Source organism: Burkholderia sp. Bp9004 (assembly GCF_003858025.1).
GTDB classification, from domain to species: domain Bacteria; phylum Pseudomonadota; class Gammaproteobacteria; order Burkholderiales; family Burkholderiaceae; genus Burkholderia; species Burkholderia diffusa.
In genome coordinates, this window is sequence record NZ_QTQD01000021.1 from 75,369 (window position 1) to 92,884 (window position 17,516).

The 17,516-nt window shown below is 65.3% G+C and carries 19 protein-coding genes; 9 read left to right on the plus strand and 10 right to left on the minus strand.

The genetic code is table 11. From position 1 onward, the window contains the following. Window positions 1-7 precede the first annotated feature (7 nt). The 9 genes from DIE08_RS22230 (at window position 8) to DIE08_RS22275 (ending at window position 9,609) form a co-directional block, all read left to right on the plus strand. On the plus strand, window positions 8-379 hold the full coding sequence (locus DIE08_RS22230) for an EamA family transporter (protein ID WP_014896865.1): 372 nt from the start codon (window positions 8-10) through the stop codon (window positions 377-379). 136 nt (window positions 380-515) lie between these two features. After that, the gene (locus tag DIE08_RS22235) at window positions 516-1,667 is read left to right on the plus strand and encodes a DegT/DnrJ/EryC1/StrS aminotransferase family protein (protein WP_059604275.1); all 1,152 of its coding nucleotides are present in this window, start codon (window positions 516-518) and stop codon (window positions 1,665-1,667) included. Window positions 1,668-1,673: 6 nt separating this feature from the next. Further along, window positions 1,674-2,696, plus strand: a complete 1,023-nt coding sequence (locus DIE08_RS22240) for a glycosyltransferase (protein ID WP_059604272.1) — start codon at window positions 1,674-1,676, stop codon at window positions 2,694-2,696. Further along, a complete protein-coding gene (locus tag DIE08_RS22245; protein WP_124903589.1) occupies window positions 2,693-3,640 on the plus strand; it encodes a formyltransferase in 948 nt (315 codons plus the stop codon). Before DIE08_RS22240 ends, DIE08_RS22245 begins: the two co-directional genes overlap by 4 nt. After that, a complete protein-coding gene (locus DIE08_RS22250) occupies window positions 3,637-4,692 on the plus strand; it encodes a bifunctional UDP-4-keto-pentose/UDP-xylose synthase (RefSeq protein ID WP_059604266.1) in 1,056 nt (351 codons plus the stop codon). Before DIE08_RS22245 ends, DIE08_RS22250 begins: the two co-directional genes overlap by 4 nt. A 12-nt stretch (window positions 4,693-4,704) precedes the next feature. Next, on the plus strand, window positions 4,705-5,601 hold the full coding sequence (locus DIE08_RS22255; RefSeq protein WP_059529808.1) for a polysaccharide deacetylase family protein: 897 nt from the start codon (window positions 4,705-4,707) through the stop codon (window positions 5,599-5,601). A gap of 110 nt (window positions 5,602-5,711) precedes the next feature. Continuing rightward, window positions 5,712-6,173 (plus strand): peroxiredoxin, encoded by a 462-nt coding sequence (locus DIE08_RS22260; RefSeq protein ID WP_059604264.1) that lies wholly within the window; start codon window positions 5,712-5,714, stop codon window positions 6,171-6,173. Between the two features lie 332 nt (window positions 6,174-6,505). Further along, a complete protein-coding gene (locus DIE08_RS22270; RefSeq protein WP_059604261.1) occupies window positions 6,506-8,314 on the plus strand; it encodes a PhoH family protein in 1,809 nt (602 codons plus the stop codon). 236 nt (window positions 8,315-8,550) lie between these two features. Beyond that, window positions 8,551-9,609 (plus strand): C40 family peptidase, encoded by a 1,059-nt coding sequence (locus tag DIE08_RS22275; protein ID WP_124903591.1) that lies wholly within the window; start codon window positions 8,551-8,553, stop codon window positions 9,607-9,609. Window positions 9,610-9,724: 115 nt separating this feature from the next. On the opposite strand, the gene DIE08_RS22280 is transcribed toward DIE08_RS22275, so the two are convergent. The 10 genes from DIE08_RS22280 to DIE08_RS22325 all read right to left on the minus strand — a co-directional run bounded on the left by DIE08_RS22280 (window position 9,725) and on the right by DIE08_RS22325 (window position 17,364). Beyond that, window positions 9,725-10,735, minus strand: a complete 1,011-nt coding sequence (locus DIE08_RS22280; RefSeq protein WP_059604254.1) for an inorganic phosphate transporter — start codon at window positions 10,733-10,735, stop codon at window positions 9,725-9,727. Between the two features lie 10 nt (window positions 10,736-10,745). Further along, window positions 10,746-11,372: a DUF47 domain-containing protein gene (locus tag DIE08_RS22285; RefSeq protein WP_044847234.1), complete on the minus strand. Its 627-nt coding sequence runs from the start codon at window positions 11,370-11,372 to the stop codon at window positions 10,746-10,748. Between the two features lie 146 nt (window positions 11,373-11,518). Beyond that, window positions 11,519-12,901 carry a replicative DNA helicase gene (locus DIE08_RS22290; RefSeq protein WP_006486249.1) on the minus strand — a complete coding sequence of 461 codons (1,383 nt, stop codon included), beginning with the start codon at window positions 12,899-12,901 and terminating at the stop codon, window positions 11,519-11,521. 135 nt (window positions 12,902-13,036) lie between these two features. Continuing rightward, window positions 13,037-13,489, minus strand: coding sequence for a 50S ribosomal protein L9 (gene rplI, locus DIE08_RS22295; RefSeq protein WP_059604251.1), 453 nt, complete (start codon window positions 13,487-13,489; stop codon window positions 13,037-13,039). Between the two features lie 27 nt (window positions 13,490-13,516). Further along, a complete protein-coding gene (rpsR, locus tag DIE08_RS22300; RefSeq protein ID WP_004193360.1) occupies window positions 13,517-13,792 on the minus strand; it encodes a 30S ribosomal protein S18 in 276 nt (91 codons plus the stop codon). 4 nt (window positions 13,793-13,796) lie between these two features. Beyond that, the gene (priB, locus tag DIE08_RS22305; protein ID WP_006486250.1) at window positions 13,797-14,096 is read right to left on the minus strand and encodes a primosomal replication protein N; all 300 of its coding nucleotides are present in this window, start codon (window positions 14,094-14,096) and stop codon (window positions 13,797-13,799) included. A 40-nt stretch (window positions 14,097-14,136) separates the two neighbouring features. Further along, window positions 14,137-14,511: a 30S ribosomal protein S6 gene (rpsF, locus tag DIE08_RS22310; RefSeq protein WP_006755436.1), complete on the minus strand. Its 375-nt coding sequence runs from the start codon at window positions 14,509-14,511 to the stop codon at window positions 14,137-14,139. Window positions 14,512-14,753: 242 nt separating this feature from the next. Further along, on the minus strand, window positions 14,754-15,653 hold the full coding sequence (locus DIE08_RS22315; RefSeq protein WP_124903593.1) for an anti-sigma factor: 900 nt from the start codon (window positions 15,651-15,653) through the stop codon (window positions 14,754-14,756). Then, on the minus strand, window positions 15,643-16,290 hold the full coding sequence (locus DIE08_RS22320) for an RNA polymerase sigma factor (RefSeq protein WP_124903595.1): 648 nt from the start codon (window positions 16,288-16,290) through the stop codon (window positions 15,643-15,645). Before DIE08_RS22320 ends, DIE08_RS22315 begins: the two co-directional genes overlap by 11 nt. Window positions 16,291-16,452: 162 nt before the next feature. Further along, window positions 16,453-17,364 carry a LysR family transcriptional regulator gene (locus DIE08_RS22325; protein WP_124903597.1) on the minus strand — a complete coding sequence of 304 codons (912 nt, stop codon included), beginning with the start codon at window positions 17,362-17,364 and terminating at the stop codon, window positions 16,453-16,455. Between the last annotated feature and the right edge of the window lie 152 nt (window positions 17,365-17,516).

Below are 17,516 nucleotides of genomic sequence, written 5' to 3' on the forward strand. Positions count from 1 at the left end.
CCGCCGCATGAATCCCGTTTCGTTCGTCTGCATCATCACCGGCGTGATGCTCAACGCCTGTGCGCAACTCCTGCTGAAAGCCGGTGTCAACGCCGTTGGACACTTCGAATTCAGCCGTGCGAACATCATCCCGGTCGGCCTGAAGATCGCGACCCAGCTGCCGATCATCGGCGGCCTCGGCTGCTACGTGCTGAGCGTGGTCGTCTGGATTCTCGGGCTGTCGCGAGTCGACGTATCGATCGCGTACCCGATGTTGTCGCTCGGCTACGTGGTCAACGCATTTGCCGCCTGGTACCTGTTCGGCGAGGTGCTGTCGGTCCAGCGGCTCGTCGGCATCGGCATCATCCTGATCGGCGTGCTCGTGCTCGCGCGCAGTTGAGCGCGCCCGGCCCGACGGCATTAAGCGTCCGCCTACAAAAAATCACGGTACGAATCCGGCAACCGGTGTTTAATGCCGGTTTCGGGCCGGATCGCCCGACCCCTTTATTACCAGCCATTACAGGCCACAAGCGTTCATGAGCCAGACTACCGCTCCGTTCCTGCCGTTCACCCGCCCCGAGATCGACGAGGAAACCATCCAGGGCGTCGTCGAAGTGCTGCGCTCGGGCTGGATCACCACCGGCCCGCAAAGCCAGAAATTCGAGGCAGCGCTGTCCGAGTACTGCGGTGGCCGTCCGGTCCGCGCGTTCAATTCGGGCACCTGCACGCTCGAGATCGGCCTGCGCATCGCGGGCGTCGGCCCCGGCGACGAGGTGATCACGACGCCGGCGTCGTGGGTGTCGACCAGCAACGTGATCCTCGAGACGGGCGCGACGCCCGTATTCGCCGACATCGACCCGGTCACGCGCAACATCGACCTCGACAAGCTCGAGCAGGCGATCACGCCGCGCACGAAAGCGATCATCCCGGTCTACCTGGCCGGCCTGCCGGTCGACATGGACCGCCTGTACGCAATCGCGCGCGCGCACAACCTGCGCGTGATCGAGGACGCCGCGCAGGCGCTCGGCTCGACCTGGAAAGGCAAGCGCATCGGCGCGATCGGCGACATCGTGTCGTTCAGCTTCCACGCGAACAAGAACCTGACGACGATCGAAGGCGGTGCGCTCGTGCTGAACAACGAGGACGAGGCGACGCTCGCGCAGAAGTACCGGCTGCAAGGCATCACGCGCACCGGCTTCGACGGGATGGACTGCGACGTGCTCGGCGGCAAGTACAACCTGACCGACGTCGCCGCGCGCGTCGGCCTCGGCCAGCTGCCGCACCTCGAGCGCTTCACCGCGCAGCGCCGCGCTCTCGTGCGCGCGTACTTCGCCGCGCTCGACGGCGGCCCGGCCGTGAAGCTCGGGCTCGGGCTGCCCGTCGCCGATTTCGAGAACAGCAACTGGCACATGTTCCAGGTCACGCTGCCGCTCGACCGGCTGTCGATCTCGCGCGCCGATTTCATGGCGCAGATGAAGGAACGCGGGATCGGCACCGGCGTCCACTACCCGGCCATCCATCTTTTCACGCTGTATCGTGCACGCGGCTTCAAGGAGGGCATGTTCCCCCACGCCGAACGATACGGCGCATCGACCGTCACGCTGCCGCTCTTCACGCAGATGACGGAAGACGACGTGCGTCGCGTGGCCGACGCCGTCAACCAGATTTGCGAACAATACGGAAAATAAGCGTACATGAATCACCTTGAAGCACGCGCCGGGCATCCGGGCGCCGCGAACCCGGAGGTATCGGTCATCATCCCCGTGTACAACGAGGAAGACGGCCTGGCCGCGCTGTTCGCGCGCCTGTACCCGGCACTCGACGCACTCGGCACGTCGTACGAAGTGATCCTGATCAACGACGGCAGCCGCGACCGCTCGGCCGCGATGCTGGCGGACCAGTTCCACGTGCGCCCCGACACGACGCGCGTCGTGCTGCTCAACGGCAACTACGGCCAGCACATGGCGATCCTCGCCGGCTTCGCGCAGTCGCGCGGCGATATCGTCATCACGCTCGACGCCGACCTGCAGAACCCGCCCGAGGAAATCGGCAAGCTCATCGCGAAGATGCACGAGGGCTACGACTACGTCGGTTCGATCCGCAAGCAGCGTCAGGACAGCCTGTGGCGACGCAAGGCATCACAGATGATGAACCGGCTGCGCGAGCGCATCACGCGGATCAAGATGACCGACCAGGGCTGCATGCTGCGCGCGTACAGCCGCCGCATCATCGACACGATCAACGTGTGCGGCGAAGTCAACACGTTCATCCCCGCGCTGGCCTATACCTTCGCGCAGAACCCGACCGAAATCGAGGTCGCGCACGAAGAACGCTTCGCGGGCGAGTCGAAATACTCGCTGTACAGCCTGATCCGGCTGAACTTCGACCTCGTGACGGGCTTCTCGGTCGTGCCGCTGCAGTGGCTGTCGTTCATCGGCGTGATCCTGTCGCTCGGCTCCGCCGCGCTGTTCGTGCTGCTGCTCGTGCGCCGTTTCATCGTCGGCGCGGAAGTGCAAGGCGTGTTCACGCTGTTCGCGATCACGTTCTTCCTGCTCGGCGTGATTATCTTCGCGCTCGGCCTGCTCGGCGAATACGTCGGCCGCATCTACCAGCAAGTGCGTGCACGGCCACGCTACCTGATCCAGGCCGTGCTCGAACAGCATGACGGCATGCCGGCGGTGCCGGTCGGCACGAACCGCACGGGGGTGTCGCAATGAAGCCGCGCGCCGTCGTCTTCGCCTATCACAACGTCGGCGTGCGGTGCCTGCAGGTGCTGCTCGCGCGCGGCGTCGACGTCGCGCTCGTCGTCACGCACGAGGACAACCCGAACGAGAACATCTGGTTCGGCAGCGTCGCATCCGTCGCCGCCGAGCACGGGATCCCGGTCGTCACGCCGGCCGACCCCGCCGATCCGGCACTGCGCCGCGCGGTAGCCGACGCGCAGCCGGACTTCGTCTTCTCGTTCTACTACCGCCACATGCTGCCGGTGGATCTGCTCGCGATCGCGCCACGCGGCGCGTACAACATGCACGGTTCGCTGCTGCCGAAATACCGGGGTCGGGTACCGACGAACTGGGCCGTGCTGAACGGTGAAACGGAAACCGGTGCGACGCTGCACGAGATGGCCGCGAAGCCCGACGCCGGCGCGATCATCGGCCAGACCGCGGTGCCGATCCTGCCGGACGACACGGCCACGCAGGTATTCGACAAGGTCACGGTGGCCGCCGAGCAGACGCTCTGGCGCGTGCTGCCCGCGCTGCTCGCGGGCGATGCGCCACATCTGCCGAACGATCTCGCGAACGGCAGCTACTTCGGCGGACGCAAGCCGGAGGACGGCCGCGTCGACTGGTCGAAGCCGGCCGCGCAGGTCTACAACCTGGTTCGCGCGGTCGCGCCCCCGTATCCGGGCGCGTTCACCGACGTCGGCGGCACGCGGTTCGTGATCGCCCGCGCGCGCCTCGCGGCGCCCGGCAGCGCGGTCGCCGCGGCCGCGGCGGATTTGCCGCCCGGCCTGCACGTAAGCGATAATGCGCTATTCGGCGTCTGCGGCGACAGCCGCGCCCTATCCATTCTCGAGCTGTGGCAGCAGCGCGACGATAGCGAAACCGTCGTGACGCCCGCGGAATTCGCGCAGTTCATTCATTCTTCCCGTCATTCATGAAAGCAAAAAAAGTCCTGATCCTGGGTGTGAACGGCTTCATCGGCCATCACCTGTCGAAGCGCATTCTTGAAACCACCGATTGGGAAGTGTTCGGCATGGACATGCAGACCGATCGGCTGGGCGACCTCGTCAACCACGAGCGGATGCACTTCTTCGAAGGCGACATCACGATCAACAAGGAGTGGGTCGAGTATCACGTGAAGAAGTGCGACGTGATCCTGCCGCTCGTGGCGATCGCGACGCCCGCGACCTACGTCCAGCAGCCGCTGCGCGTGTTCGAGCTCGACTTCGAGGCAAACTTGCCGATCGTGCGTTCGGCCGTCAAGTACGGCAAGCACCTCGTGTTCCCGTCGACCTCCGAGGTCTACGGCATGTGCTCGGACGAGCAGTTCGACCCGGATGCATCGGCGCTCACCTACGGCCCGATCAACAAGCCGCGCTGGATCTACGCCTGCTCGAAGCAGCTGATGGACCGCGTGATCTGGGGCTACGGAATGGAAGGCCTGAACTTCACGCTGTTCCGTCCGTTCAACTGGATCGGCCCGGGCCTCGACTCGATCTACACGCCGAAGGAAGGCAGCTCGCGCGTCGTCACGCAGTTCCTCGGCCACATCGTGCGCGGCGAGAACATCAGCCTCGTGGACGGCGGCTCGCAGAAGCGCGCGTTCACCGATATCGACGACGGCATCAGCGCGCTGATGAAGATCATCGAGAACAAGAACGGCATCGCGTCGGGCAAGATCTACAACATCGGCAATCCGGAGAACAACTTCTCGGTTCGCGAGCTCGCGCACAAGATGCTCGAACTGGCCGCCGAATACCCGGAATACGCCGGCTCCGCGAAGCAGGTGCAGCTCGTCGAAACGACGTCGGGCGCCTATTACGGCAACGGCTACCAGGACGTGCAGAACCGCGTGCCGAAGATCGACAACACGATGCAGGAGCTCGCATGGGCGCCGCAATCGACGTTCGACGATGCGCTGCGCAAGATCTTCGAAGCGTATCGCGGCCATGTCGCCGACGCGCGCGCGCTGGTCGAGCAGCAGAACTGACGGGACGCTCGCTTGGCTCGTATCGTCCTCAAGATCGACGTCGACACGCTGCGCGGCACGCGCGAAGGCGTGCCGAACCTCGCGCGCATCTTCGACCGCTTCAGTGCGCGCGCGACCTTCCTCTTCAGCCTCGGGCCCGATCACACGGGCTGGGCGCTGCGGCGCGTGTTCCGCCCCGGCTTCCTGAAGAAGGTGTCGCGCACGTCGGTGGTCGAGCATTACGGCGTGAAGCAGCTGATGTACGGCGTGCTGCTGCCGGGCCCCGACATCGGCCGCCGCGCGATCGCGGACATGCGCGCGATCCACGAGGCCGGCTTCGAATGCGGGATCCACACGTGGGATCACGTGTACTGGCAGGACAACGTGCGCGTGCGCGATCGCGACTGGACCGCGCGTGAAATGCAGAAGAGCCACGCGCGCTTCGTCGACGTCTTCGGCGCGCCGCCCGTCACGCACGGCGCGGCCGGCTGGCAGATGAACGACGCGGCGTTCGAGCAGATCGACGCATGGGGGATGCGCTACGCATCGGACGGTCGCGGCCATTCGCCGTACCTTCCCGTCGTCGGCGGCCGCACGCTGTCGCACGTGCAGATGCCGACCACGCTGCCGACGCTCGACGAAGTGCTCGGCATCGACGGCATCGACACGCACAACGTCGCCGCGCATATCCTGAAGTTCACGGAGACCAATCCGCACGACCAGGTGTTCACGCTGCATGCGGAACTGGAAGGCCAGAAGCTCGCGCCGGTGTTCGAGCAGTTGCTCGCGGGGTGGCGCGCACAGGGCCATACGTTTGCGACGATGGGCGACTACCACGCGACGCTGGACCGCGACTCGCTGCCATCGTACCCTGTCACGTGGGGTGAGATTCCCGGCCGCTCCGGCGAACTGATCGTCCAGCCCGACTGAGTTCGCGCGCGCCGGCGCCCCGCCGGCCCTGCCCTCGCGGCGTGCCGCCGCGACGTCCCGCCGTACCGCGCCGCCCGAGCGGCGCCTTTCCATAACAACAGGAGAAACACGTGTCCGTCGAAGTTGACCGCCAAGTTCCCGATTTCACCGCACCGGCTACGGGCGGCGACATTTCGCTGTCCGACCTGAAGGGCAAGAAGCTCGTCTTGTATTTCTATCCGAAAGACAACACGCCGGGCTGCACGACCGAAGGCCTGCAGTTCCGCGATCTCTATCCGAAGTTCAAGAAGGCGGGCGCCGAAGTCATCGGCGTGTCGCGCGACAGCCTGCGCTCTCATGACAACTTCAAGGCAAAGCTCGAACTGCCGTTCCCGTTGATCTCCGATGCCGACGAAGCGCTGTGCACGCTGTTCGATGTCATCAAGATGAAGAAAATGTATGGCAAGGAAGTGCGCGGAATCGAGCGTTCGACGTTCCTGATCGACGCCGACGGCGTGCTTCGCCAGGCATGGCGCGGCATCAAGGTGCCCGGTCACGTGGACGACGTGCTAAGGGCTGTACAAGCGCTTTGAGCCGCGTTATATTGGGCCGCAATGAATGCCAGTTCGCCCCATATTTCTCGTAGCTGCACCGGTGCCCGATGCGATGCTTCCCGGCACCTGACGCGCATTACGACGGTATCAGCCGAGCCGCATGTCCCTGTCGACGGGGCAGCGGCTTTTTTTATGGACTGCGCGCCGGCCCTCGGTCCGGCCCTCACCCCGTCAAGGAGCTGATCGACACTTAGGCGAACCGGCTAGACGAAATTCCTGTGCGCCACCGCGCGCAAACTGCATGCGTGTACGTCACGCAGGATGCGATCAGCGGCGCACTTCATGCGACACGATTCCTCCCGAGGGACACCATGCCTTTGCCTACCCCCCCCAGCAAGCTCGGCAGCCTGCTGCCGCCCGACGAATACAAGGCGAAAGCGCGACCCGCGAAAGCCGCGAAGAAATCCGCCGAAGGGGACGCATCCACTGCCGGTGACTATGGCCCGGCCAGCGTGGCCCAACCGATGACCGAAGCCGCGAACACGGCCGCGCCGCTGCGCGCCGTCGCGTCGTCGGCGCAAGAATCCGCGAGCACACCTGCACGCGGCCGCAGGACCAAACAGACCGCGGCGCTGCTGCAGCCGATCCAGGCGCCGGTCGAAGCAGCACCCGCCGCGCCGGTCGAGGCACGCCATGACAAGCCCGCCGCCGCGAAACCGGCCGCGGCGCCCGCACGCGATGCCGGCGCGGCGACGAAGTCGCGCAACCGCAAGGCCGCCGAAGCCGAACTGCAGAAGCTGTTCGTGCTCGACACCAACGTGCTGATGCACGATCCGAGCAGCCTCTTCCGCTTCGAGGAACACGACGTCTATCTGCCGATGATGACGCTCGAGGAACTCGACAACCACAAGAAGGGGATGTCGGAAGTCGCGCGCAACGCACGCCAGGTGAGCCGCACGCTCGACGCACTGGTCGCCGACGCGGGCCCGATCACGAACGGCATTCCGCTGTCGCGCCTCGGCAGCCGCGAGGCGCTCGGCCGCCTGTACTTCCAGACGACGCTCACCAACATTCCGCCCGTCGAAGGCCTGCCTGCAGGCAAGGCCGACAACCAGATCCTCGGCGTCGTGCGCGCGCTGCAGCGCGACCGGCCGGACCGCCAGGTCGTGCTGGTGTCGAAAGACATCAACATGCGGATCAAGGCGCATGCGCTCGGCCTGCCCGCGGAAGACTACTTCAACGACCAGGTGCTCGAGGACTCGGATCTCCTGTACAACGGCGTGCGTGAGCTGCCGCAGGATTTCTGGACCAGGCATGCGAAGGGCATGGAGAGCTGGCAGGACACGAAGACGGGCACCACGTACTACCGCGTGACGGGCCCGCTCGTCGCGTCGATGCTCGTCAACGAGTTCGTCTATCTCGAACCGCAGAACGGCGAACCGACGTTCCATGCGATCGTCCGTGAGCTGAACGGGAAGACGGCGCTGCTGCAGACGCTGCGCGACTACAGCCACCACAAGAACAACGTGTGGGGCATCACCGCGCGCAACCGCGAGCAGAACTTCGCGCTGAACCTGCTGATGAACCCCGAGATCGACTTCGTCACGCTGCTCGGCCAGGCCGGCACCGGCAAGACGCTCGTCGCGCTCGCGGCCGGCCTCGCGCAGGTGCTCGACGACAAGCGCTACAACGAGATCATCGTGACGCGCGCGACCGTCCCCGTTGGCGAGGACATCGGTTTCCTGCCCGGCACCGAGGAAGAGAAGATGCAGCCGTGGATGGGCGCATTCGACGACAACCTCGAAGTGCTGCAGAAGACCGACGACGCAGCCGGCGAATGGGGCCGCGCGGCGACGCAGGAACTGATCCGTTCGCGCCTGAAGGTGAAGAGCATGAACTTCATGCGCGGCCGCACGTTCGTCGACAAGTACCTGATCATCGACGAAGCGCAGAACCTCACGCCGAAACAGATGAAGACGCTCGTCACGCGCGCAGGCCCCGGCACGAAGATCGTGTGCCTCGGCAACATCGCACAGATCGACACGCCTTACCTGACCGAAGGCAGCTCGGGCCTGACCTACGTCGTCGACCGCTTCAAGGGTTGGGGGCACAGCGGCCACGTGACGCTCGCGCGCGGCGAACGCTCGCGGCTCGCCGACTACGCGTCGGACATCCTGTAACGCGCGACCGGCTGCCCGCCGGCCGTCGACGCCATGCGGCGCTCCGTTTCCGGAGCGCCGTTTTTATTTTTGGGGTCGGAAACGTCGGTCATGATTCGTTACGCAACGGCCTCACTTACGCGCGAAACTTCAAGTAAATTCTCAGGAATGGTTGCCTAAGCCCCGCCGGAACGTCTACCATCGGGTCTGTCTGTTGTCATACGATTGGCGAGCGCCCTGCGCTCGTCCGCCATGTCATGCTTCGAATCTGGGTTCCCGTCGCCGTCGTTTCACTGCTCGCGGCCTGCTCCAGCGTGCCGCAGCAGTCGGCTTCGCGCACCTCGGGCATGAAGATCACGACGCCGCGCGCGTTCCCGGCGCCTGCCAATTTCCCGAAATTCGTCGATCACAGCGTCGGCCAGGAAGAGATCTCGATCCAGGCGATGAGCCTCGTCGGCGTGCCGTACCGCTGGGGCGGCAACACGCCGACGAGCGGCTTCGACTGCAGCGGGCTCGTGCGCTACGTGATCGGCCGCGCGGCCGACGTGAACCTGCCGCGCACGACCGCCGACATGAGCAGCCGCGGCGTGTCGATCGACCCCGACCAGGTCGCGCCGGGCGACCTGATCTTCTTCAATACGACCGGACGCCCGCATTCGCACGTCGGCATCTACGTCGGCAAGCTGCGCTTTGTCAACGCGCCGTCGACCGGCGGCACCGTGCGGCTCGACTACCTGACGAACCCGTACTGGGCCAAGCGCTTCGACGGCATTCGCCGTGTCGCGCCGCCGCGCGGTACGCCAGCACCGTTCGATGCGCCAACCTACGAGGCACGGCGCGATGCGCCGACGGCCGCACCGGCTCCGGTCGTCGCAGCCGCCGCGCCGCGGCAGCCGGCCTACGCTTCGTCACAAGCCGGCGCAACACCGTCGCCGGCTCCGGTCATGCTGGCGGCACCGGTCGTATCGACCGCAGCGGTCGCCCCGGCAGCCGCCCCGTCCGTCGACCCTTACGAACCGCCGCCGCCGCGCATGCCGGCAGCCCAGCAGCAGGCGGCATCCGCGAATGGCGACATGACCGCGATGACGGCGAACGCAGTCCCGACGGAGACCGGCACACAGATTCCGACGACGGCACTGACGGCCGCCCAGGCTGCCGCGTTCGATACGGAGCCCCCGCCTGCGGCCGCCGCGCCGTCGCCGCGCGACATCGAGCCCGTGCAGGTGCTGCGTGCGTCGACGCAATCCGCGCCGCGCGGCCCGCGCACCGGCACCGCGGACGATCCGATCGCCCGCTTCGCGAACGGCAGTTACTGACCCGCCCCATCCCGGCAGCAATCCCGCCAGTCCCGCCCCTTTCCCGACCACCAAAGAAAATGCGCCGCAACCTTTCGGTTTGCGGCGCATGTCGCGTCGTCCGGCAGCGTCGGAATCAGAAGATCTGATGCCCGATCCACCATCCGCCCGCGGCGATCAGCGCAGACGCCGGAATCGTCAGCACCCAGGCCCACACGATGTTGCCGGCAACGCCCCAACGCACGGCCGACAGCTTCTGCGTCGCGCCGACGCCGACAATCGCACCGGTAATCGTGTGCGTGGTCGACACCGGAATGCCGAGGAACGACGCGATGAACAGCGTGATCGCCCCGCCGCTTTCGGCACAGAAACCGCCGACCGGCTTGAGCTTCGTGATCTTCTGGCCCATCGTGCGGACGATTCGCCAGCCGCCGAACAGCGTGCCGAGGCCCATCGACAGGTAGCACGCGCCGATCACCCACGCGGGCGGTGCATCGGAGGTCGCCGACGCATAGCCCGACGCGATCAGCAGCATCCAGATGATGCCGATCGTCTTCTGCGCGTCGTTGCCGCCGTGGCCCAGGCTGTACAGACCGGCCGACAGCAGCTGGAGCCGGCGGAAGCGCCGGTCGACCTTGCTGGGTGCGGTACGGAAGTACAGCCACGACACGCCGAGCATGAACAGCGAACCGAGGATGAAGCCGAGCAGCGGCGAGATGAAGATGAACGCGACGGTCTTCATCAGGCCGTCGATGTTCAGCGAGCTCCAGCCCGACTTCGCGAGCGCCGAGCCGACGAGGCCGCCGATCAGCGCGTGCGACGAGCTCGACGGAATCCCGTAATACCACGTGATCACGTTCCAGCCGATCGCACCGACCAGCGCACCGAACACGACATAGTGGTCGACGATCTCGGGGTCGATCGTGCCTTTACCGACCGTCTGCGCAACTTTCAGGTGGAAGATGAAATACGCGATGACGTTGAACGCGGCTGCGAACACCACGGCTTGCTGGGGTTTCAGCACCCCGGTCGACACGACGGTGGCGATCGAGTTCGCCGCGTCGTGGAAGCCGTTCATGAAGTCGAATACGAGCGCGACGAGTACGAGCGTCGCGACCATCCATAGGGCGAGTTGTATCGAATGCATCGTGGTCCGCTCAGGCGTTTTCCAACACGATGCCTTCGATGATGTTCGCGACGTCCTCGCACTTGTCGGTGATCTCCTCGAGCAACTCGTAGATCGCCTTCAGCTTGATGAGCGTCTTCACGTCGTCTTCCTCGCGGAACAGCTTCGACATCGCCGCGCGCAGCACGCGATCGGCTTCCGACTCCCAGCGGTCGATCTCCTCGCACTGCTTGAGGATCTGCGCCGACTGCTTCATGTCCGACAGCAATCCGACGGCCTGCTGCACGTGCTGGGCCGACTGCGTGACGATGTGCGCGAGCTGGCTCGCCTCGGACGTGACGGACTGCACGTCGTACAGCGACACGGCCGTGGCGACGTCTTCCATCAGGTCGAGGATGTCGTCCATCGTCGTGATCAGCTTGTGGATCTCGTCGCGATCGAGCGGCGTGATGAAGGTCTTGTGCAGCAGATCGATCGCTTCATGCGTCAGCTTGTCAGCGGCCTTCTCGGCGGTCTGCACGTTTTGCTTGTGAATCTCGGCGTCGGCGAGATTGTCGATCAGCAGTTCGAGCTCGCGGCCACCGGAAACGATGTGCTTCGCGTGCGCGTTGAAGAGTTCAAAGAACTTGCCCTCGGTGGGCATGAATCGACCGAACATGGGATTCCTGAGAGATTGTCAAACGACTGTCACGAAAACGGGCGATATTGTACCGTTTTCGGTTGCGACGCGACGCGCGCATCTGCGCGCGCCGGGATTGGATACAACGCTTGGTGAAATAACGGTTTACATCTGGCGAAGAAGTGTTACTCGCCGTAGAAGGTCTGGGCCCCCGCAAAGTTGTCGAACTTCGTGTATTGACCCAGGAACGTGAGCCGAACGGGCCCGATCGGACCGTTACGCTGCTTGCCGATGATGATTTCGGCCGTGCCCTTGTCCGGGCTGTCCGGGTTGTAGACCTCGTCACGATAGATGAACAGGATCACGTCCGCGTCCTGTTCGATTGCGCCCGATTCACGCAAATCGGACATCACCGGACGCTTGTTCGGACGCTGCTCCAGCCCGCGGTTCAGCTGCGACAGCGCGATCACCGGCACGTCCAGTTCCTTGGCCAGACTCTTCAGCGATCGTGAGATTTCCGAGATTTCGGTCGCGCGGTTCTCGCCCTGCGACGAGCCCGACATCAGCTGCAGGTAGTCGACGATGATCAGGCCGAGCTTGCCGCACTGGCGGGCCAGACGCCGCGCGCGCGAGCGCAATTCCATCGGGTTCAGGCCGCCTGTCTCGTCGATGAAGAGCTGCGCCTCGCTCATCTTCTGCACCGCGTGCGTCAGCTTCGGCCAGTCCTCGTCGGTCAACCGGCCGGTACGCATCCGGTGCTGGTCGAGCCGGCCGATCGAGCCGAGCATACGCATCACGAGCTGGGTGCCCGGCATTTCCATCGAAAACACCGCCACCGGCAGCCCGTACTCGACCGCAACGTATTCGCCGATGTTCATCGAAAATGCGGTCTTACCCATCGACGGCCGACCCGCGACGATGATCAGTTCGCCGCCATGCATCCCGGACGTCATCCGGTCGAGATCGACGAAGCCCGTCGGCGTGCCCGTGACGTCGCTCGGGTTCGCGGTGTGATACAGCGTGTCGATGCGCTCGACGACCTGCGTGAGCAGCGGACCGATCTCGAGGAAGCCCTGGTTGCCGCGCGCGCCTTCTTCGGCGATCGAGAACACCTTCGACTCGGCCTCGTCGAGCAGCTGGCGAACTTCCTTGCCCTGCGGATTGAACGCGTCGGCCGAGATTTCGTCGGCGACCGACACGAGCCGGCGCAGCACCGCACGGTCACGCACGATTTCCGCGTAGCGGCGGATGTTCGCGGCGCTCGGCGTATTCTGCGCGAGTGCGTTCAGGTAGGCGAGGCCGCCGACGTCGTCGGCCTTGCCGGACGTGGTCAGCGCTTCGTACACGGTCACGACGTCGGCCGGGCGCGTCGACGCGATCAACCGGCCGATGTGCTCGTAGATGATCCGATGGTCGTAGCGATAGAAGTCGCCCTGCGACAGGAAGTCGGCAATCCGGTCCCATGCCGCGTTGTCGAGCAACAGGCCGCCAAGCACCGACTGCTCGGCTTCGACCGAATGTGGCGGGACTTTCAGCGATTCGATTTGAGGATCTTGCGGCGCGTTCATGGGTTGGGATTATCGCGAATTGATCGCGGCAGCGCTACCGCTCCGGGGATCGGGCAATAAAAAAGGCAGGCCCCGGTTGCCCGGGCGCCTGCCCTTGTCCGGTCGACGGAAGCCGCCCGGAAAGCCTGCGTACGCTTACGCGTGGTCGCCGATCACGTTGATCGTGACGTCGACGATGACGTCCGTGTGCAGCGCGATCTGAACGACGTGCTCGCCGATCATCTTCAGCGGGCCTTCCGGCATGCGAACTTGCAGCTTCTCGACTTCGAAACCTGCCTTCTTCAGCAGTTCCGCGACGTCGCCGTTCGTGACCGAGCCGAACAGACGGCCGTCAACGCCCGACTTCTGCGTGATTTCGAACGACTGGCCGTTCAGCTTCTCGCCGACTGCCTGCGATGCCGCCAGCTTTTCAGCGGCGATCTTTTCGAGTTCAGCGCGGCGAACTTCGAATTCGGCGATCGCTTCCTTCGTTGCACGGCGAGCCTTGCGGTTCGGGATCAGGAAGTTGCGAGCGTAACCGTCCTTGACCTTGACGATATCGCCGAGGTTGCCCAGATTGGCGACTTTTTCCAACAGAATGATTTGCATTCGAATTCTCCTTATTGCGTCGCCTGATTACGCCTTGTGCTGATCGGTGTACGGCAGCAGCGCGAGGAAACGCGCACGCTTGATTGCCGTGTCCAGCTGACGCTGATAGTGCGCCTTCGTACCCGTCAGACGAGCCGGCGTGATCTTGCCGTTTTCGCCGATGAAGTCCTTCAGCGTTTCCGTGTCCTTGTAGTCGATCTGCTCGACGCCGGCAGCCGTGAAACGGCAGAACTTCTTGCGCTTGAAGAGCGGGTTTTGTTGCTGACGACGCTTGTCGAATTTCTTACCAGTCGGGCGGGCCATGATTTCAGTCCTTTCCTATGTCCTGCAATGCAGTGATGTGAAACACCAAGGTTCTCGCGTTGCGGCTTTTCTTTGCCAGGAAGCCCGTGAACAGCGTCTCGACGCCCATTTCACGGCTTTCCAGCTTGCCGCTCGCCTCACCGGCCGCCACCGCCTCGATCGTCATTTCGACCTGACGGGGAATGCCTGCTTCAACGACTTCCGTGCGGTGATGCAACGTGGCGCTTGCGATCGGAACACCTGCCGGCGTATATCGCACCGGTGCGCGTTCGACGACGCTCGCCGTCAATTGCAACCTGTTCACGTGAGTGACGCGCTCCTTGATGGCTTAATGAGTGACGAACTTAAGCCTGCGCTTCGGTCGGCTGAGCTGCAGCCGCCTTCTTGGCTTCTTCGCGCTGAACTTCCTTCATCATCGGCGACGGGCCGGTCTCGGCCTTCTTCATCTTGACGATGAGGTGACGCAGCACGGCGTCGTTGAACTTGAACGCGTGTTCGAGTTCGTCGAGCGTCGTCTGGTCGCACTCGATGTTCATGCAGACGTAGTGAGCCTTCGCGAGTTTCTCGATCATGTAGGCCAGCTGGCGACGGCCCCAGTCTTCGACACGGTGGATCTGGCCGCCGTGCGTCGTGATCGTGGTCTTGTAACGCTCGATCATCGCGGGCACTTGCTCGCTCTGATCGGGGTGCACGATGAATACGATTTCGTAATGACGCATTACACACTCCTTGTGGATTGAAGCCACCCGGGCGTCTGAACCGGTGTGGCAAGTGAGAAGCCGAAGATTCTAACCCGGATACAGGGAGCATGCAACACCGATCGACGATTTCCGACCGGATTCGGCCATGTTTTCAAAGACTTGAACGGCGCCGACAATTCAAAAGGCTGTCGGCGCGTCAGCTCAGGAATCGGGGACGGAGCGTCGCGCACAGGAAGACGGGCCGGTGGCGCGACCTGCCGTCACTCGCTGCGCGCCCCGCCCAGCTGCGCGTCGAGCGCCGTCCTGAACGCGGCCAGCGCCGACGGCTCGGCGTCCGTCACGGCCCACCACGTCATCCCGGCCGCATCCCAGCGGTCGAGCGCGTAACCCTGCGACACGGTCGCGTACGGCGCACCCTGCCGCCCAACGCCGGCTGGCCACACGTACACGTCGATCACGTGCTGCCGGTACCGGTAGACGAGCACTGCGACGCGGCGCCGCCCGACGTAGTCGAGCCGGCCGCCGGCCAGCGGGAAACCGCTCGCCGACAGGTCCTCGACCGGCGGCGCATAGTCGAGTCGGCCGTTGAACCACGGCTTGACCGTATGCCGGTCGGTCGAGATCACGTCGATGTCCCGCGCCGACAGGCCGGCCCGCACGTGGCTCGCGACCAGTTCGTCGACCGTCTGGCCGGTTTCGGCGTGGCGCGCGGACACCACCATTCCGGCGGCCGCGGCCAGCGCGATCACCAGCGCCACGCCCCAGCCAAGCCCGGGCAGCGCCGGGACACGCGGCCCCGGCCCGACAGGTACCGGGCGAGCCGGCTCGCCGCGCCCGGTCGGCCATGAGAACCAGCGGCGACCGTTCGGTCGAGGTCGCGGCCGCGCCGCTGCGTCAGGCTCCGGTTCCGCGCGGGCTTGCCTGCGCGCCCCCGCGCCACCCGCCGCCGGCAGCCCCGCGAGGATGCTCGCCCGCAGCGCATCCGGCGCGCGATGATAGTCGGCCTGCCCCACGATCCGCCCCAGCGCGACGATTCGTTCGCGTTCGCGGCGGCACGCGTCGCACCCTTCGACATGCCGCTGGATGCGCAATGCATCGGGCGCCGACAGCTCGCGGTCGACGTCTGCGTCCAGCAACGCTCGCGCTTCGTTACAGTCCATCGATCGCCTCCGATGCGGTTCCGCTTGCCGACGCACGTCCCGGCGCGGGTTTGGACGTCGACGCCGGCGCCGCCGTGTCGCCCAGCAGCGCGGCGAGCCTGCGCCGGCCGCGTGCAAGCCGCGACATCACGGTGCCGACGGGCACGTCGGCGATCGCCGCGATCTCGCGGTAACTCAAATCCTCCATCTCGCGCAGTACCAGCACCTCGCGATATTCGGGCGGCAGCTTCGCGAGCGCCGCGTTCACCAGCCGCACGTTTTCGCCGCGCAGCAACTGCGCGAGCGGATCCTCGGTCGCCGACTGCCAGTCGTCGGGCACTTCCGTGTCGTCGAGCGTGTCGGGCAATGCAACCTCGTGCGCGTGGGTGCGGCGGCGCCACTCGGTGTACCAGGTGTGGCGCACGATCGTCAGCAGCCAAGGTCGCGCGTTGTCGCCACGACACGAGTCGACGAAGCGCAGCGCGCGCATGCACGCGTCCTGGACGACGTCGTCCGCGTCGCCCGCATTGCCGCTCAGCCAGCGCGCGAGGTTGTACGCGGCGTCGAGATGCGGCAACACGAGCGCGCGAAACCGCTCGCCACGCGCGACCGCGTCGTCCTCCGTCCGTTCGTCGACCGCCTGTCCGGCTTGCCCCACATGGCCTCCCTGGTCCCGGCGGCCGAAGCCGCGCCCGTTCCGCGCCCGGTGCCCGGACAGACCGGCAGCGTGCGCACTCGATGACCTTACCGCCGCTGCGTCGAGTTTATTCCCGCATGGAGCCGATGATGCGCAAAAAAATGCCGGAACCTGCCGCGCCCGTTACGGCGTGCTGCTCCAGTAGCCGGGGCGCGCATACGCTTCGCGCAGGTAGTCGATGAAGTAGCGCACGCGCGCGGGCACGTAGCGCTGCTGCGGATAGACCGCGAGGATGTCGTAGTCGGGCAGCGCATATTCGTCGAGCACCGTCTCGAGTTCGCCCGCCTCGAGCTGTGCGGCGATTTCCCAGGTCGAGCGCCAGCCGAGCCCGAGGCTTTCCGCTACCCAGCGGTGCAGCAGCTCGCCGTCGTTGCAGTCGAGATTGCCGGCCACCCGCATCGTCACAATCTTGCCGTGGCGCTGGAAATACCAGCCGCGGTTCTGGCCCCCCTGCAGGTTGAACGCGAGACAGTTGTGCCTGAGCAGGTCGTCGAGCGACTTCGGCCGGCCGTGGCGGCGGAAATAGTCAGGCGTGCCGCACACGACGCGCCGGTTCGACGCGAGCTTTACCGCGACGAAGTTCGGGTCGACCGAGCCGCCGATCCGGATCGACAGGTCGTAGCCTTCGCGCACGAGATCGACGACACGATCGGTCAGGTTGAACGACAGCTGCATTTCCGGCTTGTCGGCGAGGAAACCGGGCGCGTGCGGCGCCACGTGCTTGCGGCCGAACGCGGCTGGCGCGGACACGATCAGGTGCCCGCTGACCGCGCGGCGGCCGGCGGCCAGTTCGTTCTCGGCCTGGTCCCATTCGGACAACAGCCCGCGGCAGCGCTCGAGGAACGCGGCGCCCTCCTCGCTGACCACCAGCCGCCGCGTCGAGCGGTACATCAGCTTCACGCCGAGGCGCTTCTCCAGCGCGTCGATGCGCCGCCCCAGCACCACCGGCGACACGCCCTCCTCGAGCGCGGCCGCCGCGAGGCTGCCCGCGTCCGCGACTCGCACGAACGTCTCGATCTGCTTGAAACGATCCATCTCCCGTCTCCATCCCGGCTCCGACACCGGCGGGGAAACCCCGTCCGGCCGTCATTCCATACTTTTAGTTTCGAAATAAACGACTTCGGCTGATCTTATCAAACCTTTCTTGCATCCCTAAAGTGTTCCCAACAGACCGATTCGCAAGATCC

Excerpts from the sequence above, each read along its gene's own strand:
- DIE08_RS22270 (WP_059604261.1), top strand. The coding sequence starts at position 6,506 with ATGCCTTTGCCTACCCCCCCCAGCAAGCTCGGCAGCCTGCTGCCGCCC.
- DIE08_RS22275 (WP_124903591.1), top strand. The coding sequence starts at position 8,551 with ATGCTTCGAATCTGGGTTCCCGTCGCCGTCGTTTCACTGCTCGCGGCC.
- rpsR (WP_004193360.1), bottom strand. The coding sequence starts at position 13,792 with ATGGCCCGCCCGACTGGTAAGAAATTCGACAAGCGTCGTCAGCAACAA.
- DIE08_RS22250 (WP_059604266.1), top strand. The coding sequence starts at position 3,637 with ATGAAAGCAAAAAAAGTCCTGATCCTGGGTGTGAACGGCTTCATCGGC.
- DIE08_RS22325 (WP_124903597.1), bottom strand. The coding sequence starts at position 17,364 with ATGGATCGTTTCAAGCAGATCGAGACGTTCGTGCGAGTCGCGGACGCG.
- DIE08_RS22245 (WP_124903589.1), top strand. The coding sequence starts at position 2,693 with ATGAAGCCGCGCGCCGTCGTCTTCGCCTATCACAACGTCGGCGTGCGG.
- rplI (WP_059604251.1), bottom strand. The coding sequence starts at position 13,489 with ATGCAAATCATTCTGTTGGAAAAAGTCGCCAATCTGGGCAACCTCGGC.
- DIE08_RS22285 (WP_044847234.1), bottom strand. The coding sequence starts at position 11,372 with ATGTTCGGTCGATTCATGCCCACCGAGGGCAAGTTCTTTGAACTCTTC.
- DIE08_RS22240 (WP_059604272.1), top strand. The coding sequence starts at position 1,674 with ATGAATCACCTTGAAGCACGCGCCGGGCATCCGGGCGCCGCGAACCCG.
- DIE08_RS22315 (WP_124903593.1), bottom strand. The coding sequence starts at position 15,653 with ATGGACTGTAACGAAGCGCGAGCGTTGCTGGACGCAGACGTCGACCGC.
- DIE08_RS22280 (WP_059604254.1), bottom strand. The coding sequence starts at position 10,735 with ATGCATTCGATACAACTCGCCCTATGGATGGTCGCGACGCTCGTACTC.
- DIE08_RS22235 (WP_059604275.1), top strand. The coding sequence starts at position 516 with ATGAGCCAGACTACCGCTCCGTTCCTGCCGTTCACCCGCCCCGAGATC.
- DIE08_RS22230 (WP_014896865.1), top strand. The coding sequence starts at position 8 with ATGAATCCCGTTTCGTTCGTCTGCATCATCACCGGCGTGATGCTCAAC.
- rpsF (WP_006755436.1), bottom strand. The coding sequence starts at position 14,511 with ATGCGTCATTACGAAATCGTATTCATCGTGCACCCCGATCAGAGCGAG.
- DIE08_RS22290 (WP_006486249.1), bottom strand. The coding sequence starts at position 12,901 with ATGAACGCGCCGCAAGATCCTCAAATCGAATCGCTGAAAGTCCCGCCA.